The sequence below is a fragment of the Klebsiella sp. 4_1_44FAA genome, from assembly GCF_000238715.1.
GTDB lineage: Bacteria > Pseudomonadota > Gammaproteobacteria > Enterobacterales > Enterobacteriaceae > Klebsiella > Klebsiella pneumoniae.
This window is the reverse complement of sequence record NZ_JH414798.1, coordinates 967989-973026: the sequence shown is the minus strand read 5'-3', so window position 1 is coordinate 973026 and position 5038 is coordinate 967989. Positions and strand designations below refer to the sequence as shown.

At 51.9% G+C, this 5038-nt stretch carries 4 protein-coding genes and 2 pseudogenes; 2 read left to right on the top strand and 4 right to left on the bottom strand.

The window, feature by feature from the left end; all coding sequences use genetic code 11:
* Together HMPREF1024_RS20960 and HMPREF1024_RS32045 are read left to right on the top strand one after the other, a co-directional pair.
* Nucleotides 1–193 (top strand): transposase (locus tag HMPREF1024_RS20960; RefSeq protein ID WP_141223319.1); only part of this gene is annotated, 193 nt, incomplete at its 5' end.
* A pseudogene (locus HMPREF1024_RS32045) lies at nt 175–373 on the top strand (hypothetical protein). The gene HMPREF1024_RS20960 and the pseudogene HMPREF1024_RS32045, both read left to right, overlap by 19 nt.
* Here HMPREF1024_RS32045 and HMPREF1024_RS20965 read toward each other — a convergent pair.
* From HMPREF1024_RS20965 to HMPREF1024_RS28335, 4 genes and pseudogenes are all read right to left on the bottom strand, one after another.
* Nucleotides 343–915 (bottom strand): annotated as a pseudogene (locus tag HMPREF1024_RS20965) (alpha-L-rhamnosidase N-terminal domain-containing protein); the annotation flags it as partial. The pseudogenes HMPREF1024_RS32045 and HMPREF1024_RS20965 sit on opposite strands and share 31 nt — an antisense overlap.
* 50 nt (nt 916–965) lie before the next feature.
* A complete protein-coding gene (locus tag HMPREF1024_RS20970; protein WP_014343100.1) occupies nt 966–2201 on the bottom strand; it encodes a PTS sugar transporter subunit IIC in 1236 nt (411 codons plus the stop codon).
* A 403-nt stretch (nt 2202–2604) separates the two neighbouring features.
* Nucleotides 2605–3486 (bottom strand): LysR family transcriptional regulator, encoded by an 882-nt coding sequence (locus tag HMPREF1024_RS20975; RefSeq protein ID WP_002906016.1) that lies wholly within the window; start codon nt 3484–3486, stop codon nt 2605–2607.
* 149 nt (nt 3487–3635) lie between these two features.
* Nucleotides 3636–5038 (bottom strand): molybdopterin dinucleotide binding domain-containing protein (locus tag HMPREF1024_RS28335; RefSeq protein ID WP_009307800.1); only part of this gene is annotated, 1403 nt, incomplete at its 5' end.

Below are 5038 nucleotides of genomic sequence, written 5' to 3'. Positions count from 1 at the left end.
CATCGAATACATGAAAGCCAGCATCCGTGCCAAGGTGGAGCACCCGTTTCGCATCATCAAGCGGCAGTTCGGCTTCGTGAAAGCCAGATACAAGGGGCTGCTGAAAAACGATAACCAACTGGCGATGTTATTCACCCTGGCCAACCTGTTTCGGGTGGACCAAATGATACGTCAGTGGGAGAGATCTCAGTAAAAACCGGAAATAACGCCAGAAATGGTGGAAAAAAATAGCCTAAATAGGCTGATTCGATGTGTTTGCGGGAAAAAAATCGGCCCAGATCCGCGAAATTTTAATCAGCGAGTCAGCTTGGGAAGAAATGACCTGCTTATTCGCACCTTCCCTAGCTCAACAATGACTTCATTTTTCGGCTGATTAATAAACGGCTTTATATTGTAAGTATCATAATAAATAATTTTAGCATAATTTGTCCAGTCAGTATTGAGCTCACCGCGTGTGACCTCTTTACCGTTGATATACAATTTATAAAAACCAAGACCAACAATACTGATATAGGCATCGAGGAGGTCTTCGTCGAGATAAATTGTTTTTCTCATCACCACATTACGTTTACCGCGATAGTAATGAATATCATTAGTGAAGTGATGCCCACCGCTCACCCAGCGGCCAGAAAAATGGCCAAGATTACTGGTTGTGAAACTGTTTCTAAAAACGTTGTTCTCACCATTGTCACCGTGGGTAAGGACTTCTATGGTATAAGAAGTAAAGCTTTGTAACGATATTGCATCGAGAGTGACAATTGTATCATTACCCTCTCTTGCGATAAGAGATACCAGTTCGGCACCTTTATACACTTTTATCGAAAATGACTTTTGAGGATAATTGGTAGACCAGCACACCATAATTGGCAGATGATCGACAATAATGTTTTCCGTTTGGTAATTGATACTTAACATCTTTCCCACCATGGCTAAATTGGCGTTGCTGGCATTTTTTTAAGGAGCATTCAAATGGTATCCGTCTGATTTTCTTCCCGGCAAGCGACAAGATCGGCAGTCTTGAAGAAGAAATACCATCCTGCAAATCGCGCAAAAAGTCCTATAAATTGGAAAGCGGCAATTTTCCAGCTCCCCTGCATAAAACCAGAAATAATGATCGGCATGCCGGCCGGGGTACTCACCCCAGCGACGCGAGGCAATACGCCAATGACCGTTAGATACCATGCAATGCCGAGCATGATGCCATTGATAAAAATATAAGGAATCGCCAGAGTAAAATTCATTACCAGCGGCACGCCATAAGCCATCGGTTCGCCAATGGTGAAGATAGCTGGCGGCAAGGCGATCTTACCGAGCGTTTTATAGCGTGCGCTCTTCGCGAAAAAAGCGAGCATTATAGCCAGCGGCAATAAATCTCCAGCAGCGCCATAAGTCATAAAGAACGCAAAGCCGGTGATGTTGGGTAAGTCGACCCCTGCAGCATACGCAGCAAGCTGCTGGGCATCCATGGCAAACCAGATCGGCGCTACGATACCGAGGGTGATAGCGTGGCCATGCAGCCCAAAAAACCATAGCAATTGCGCAACAACAGCAACAAAGATGAGTGACCAGATTCCGGATCCAAGTGATGTTAGCGGAACCTGGATTAATTTATAAATAATTTCGTGAATGCTCCCATAACCAACGCTGGTAATGACTGCGGAGATAATTGTAAACAGCGTCAGGATGGCGATTCCTGGAATCAATGAAGAGAACGATTTGGAGATAAATTCCGGAACGTTTTCTGGCATTTTGATAATCAACCCCTTGCGAGTTATCGCCACGAATATTCGTGTTGAAATTATCGCCACCAGAATGGCGGTAAACAGCCCCATGGGCCCCAGCCATTGGCCAGGGATTGAAAATGATTGCCCTAACGGCCCTATTTCACCGAGATCATACGGCGTTAAAATAAAGAAAGAGATCATTGAAATCAGGCCTGACATGAAGCCATCAACATCGAAATTTTTCGCTAGCGTATAGGCAACGGAGAAAGCGACAATCACGGCTAAAAAATTATTCGTGAAGGTAATCGGGATATCAAAGAAGCGAGTTAAGTTGTGTCGTAACAAAAAATCCTGATATGGAGCAAACGGAAACACTTTAACCAAAGTCGCCACAGAACTCATGATCGTTACTGGCAATATGAGCATCATACCGCTCATGATTGACTTAAGGTAGGTATTTTGACCAATGCTTTGCATCAGTTGCAAAGCCTTTTCTTGTACAATGTTGGTATGAGATGACATGTAAACAGTCCGTGATATTATTAGTTTTCAGACATATTCATTTAAGAATTCATATGCCGGCATGACATTAATGCATCATAATCTAACCAGGAAGTCAGCCTAATATATCATTATGGAGTAATACATATCGGTTGTTGTTAACTTAAATGACGGCTGTTGCCATAGTTAATATTTGTGATGTGTACTGCAGGAGGGATAAAAAATTGCCATTAAGGCTTGTAACTTCTGGACAGCATTAAGCGGCGCCGCAATACCACTTTTACCAACGGTCCAGCATCACCGGGGCTATATTGACACTCTCCCATCAGAGGGGCGTTTAGGCATTTTAGTGACAAGCCGCCAGGTCGGCGGCCCGGCCTCAGCCAAATATCCCCTGCGCCTCGGCGAAGCATTTTTCCGCCAGGGTCGAGACTGGTTCCTGCTGGCGCATAATCAGCGCCAGCTGTGAATCAACATGGGTTTCGGCGATCGGCAGAATTTCAAGATTATCGCTTAGCGCTTCGAGGCCGTTGTTAAGCGGCATAATGGCGCAGCAGATCCCCGCCTGCACCGCCTGGATAATCTGAAACGTCGAATCACTTTCAAAGACATACCTTGGCGTTAGCCCTTTGGCCTTAAAGCTGATTTCAATCGATTCCCGGTAATACATCCCCTTGGTCAGAAAGCCGAGGGGCAGCGTCGCCAGCGTCTCCCATCCCGGCGTCCCGGCGCTGAAGTCGAAATGGCGTTTATCGTGCAGCAGTCCCATCCGGGTTTGCGGCAAGCGAGCAATCTTGAACTGACCTTCATCCAGATGCTGCAGATAACAGATCCCCAGATCCAGCTGATTACGGCTGACGCCATCGATAATCTGCTCCGAGGTCATCGACAACAGGCTGAACTGCAGCGCCGGATATTTCTCCGCCAGGGGTTTAATCAACTGCATCGGATTGAGGCTCGCCAGCGGCACCATACCGACCCGCAGCTGGCCGACCATCTGCCCGCGACAGATGGCCGCCTCTGCCGCCAGGCCGTCATGAGCGGCCAGCACCGCCCGCGCCCAGGCCAGGATCCGCTCTCCCTCCGGGGTAAACCCCTCAAAGCGCTGGCCGCGCTGGATCAGCGTCAGGTTCAGCTCCTCTTCCAGGTTACGAATGCGCATGGAGAGCGTCGGCTGGGTAATATGACAGGCCGCCGCCGCCTGGCCAAAATGGCGCGTCTGATCGAGCGCGATCAAATACTTGAGTTGCTTAATATCCATTCTCTTTCCCGTTTGAACCCCGCCGTTCACCCCCGGGGCCGCGCACAGGTTACCAGAATGTTAGTTTCGCTAGCGATAAATTCAAGCGAGGACACCACGAGGTGCTGCGGGGCGCAGGACGGCGCGACGCCGCTCTGCGCTATACCTTTTTAGCGCCCGCCGGCCAGCGGACGGATCTCTTTCGAGCGCAGCGTCAGGCGAACGGGAACCGACTTATACGAAGGGGTGCCGCTCTCTTCATCGAGATAGTTCAGCGGCACCAGCACGTTGGCTTCCGGATAATAGGCGCCGACGGTGCCCGGCGCAATGCCGTAGGCCACCACCGTGATATCTTCCAGCGTCAGCTCGCTGTCTGGCAGCGCGGTATGAATATCTACCCGATCGCCATGCTCCAGACCCTGGGCGGCCATATCCTGCTCGTTCATAAACAGCACGTCACGGCGGCCAAAGACGCCACGGTAGCGGTCATCCATCGCGTAGATGGTGGTGTTGTACTGGTCATGACTGCGCAGCGTCACCAGGCGCATCACGTCCTCACCCTCCACCACCACGTTCTCATGCACCCCTTTAAATACCGAGAACATGGCTTTACCGGTGGCGGTAGGCCAGATGCGCTCGGTCGGCGGCAGCGGCATGCGGAAGCCTCCAGGATGGCGAATGCGCTGGTTATAATCCTCGAACCCAGGAATGGTCTGTTCGATCAGATCGCGAATGCGATCGTAGTCTTCCACGAGGTACTGCCAGTCCACTTTGCTGGCGGGCAAGGTGGCCTTCGCCAGACCGGCGACAATCGCCGGCTCCGAGCGCAGCATCGGCGAGGCGGGCTTAAGCTTGCCCGACGAAGCATGCACCATCGACATCGAATCCTCGACGGTGATCGACTGCCGGCCGCTGGCCTGCAGGTCAAGCTCGGTGCGGCCCAGACACGGCAGAATAAAGGTCTCTTTCGCCGTCAGGAGATGTGAGCGGTTGAGCTTGGTGCCGACGTGAACGCTGAGCTCAAGGCCGCGCATCGCCGGGAAGGCGCGTTCGTGGTCCGGCATCGCCACGGCGAAGTTGCCCCCAAGGCAGATCAGCGCTTTGGCTTCGCCGGCGATCATGGCCTCCAGGGCTTTTACCGCATCGTGGCCATGATGCCGCGGCGGCGTAATCCCCATCACCCGCTGCAGGCTGTCGAGGAAAGCCGCGGAGGGTTTTTCGCTAATCCCGACAGTGCGGTTACCCTGGACGTTCGAGTGACCGCGCAAAGGACAGATCCCGGCCCCCGGCTTGCCGATATTGCCGCGCATCAGCAGTAGGTCGGCAATCAGACGCACGTTGGAGGTGCCTTTGTTATGCTGGGTGATGCCCATACCGTAGGTGACGATGGTGGCCCTGGATTTGGCGTAAGCCGCCGCAACCTGGTTCAGGGATTCGCGCGTCAGGCCAGACTCCTGTTCGATGTCCTGCCAGCGGGTGGCGTGGAGGTCATCGGCGAAGGCGGTGAATCCCTGGGTATGTTGGGCAATAAACGCGTGGTCGAGCACATTGCCCTGCTCCTCCTCCAGCTGCA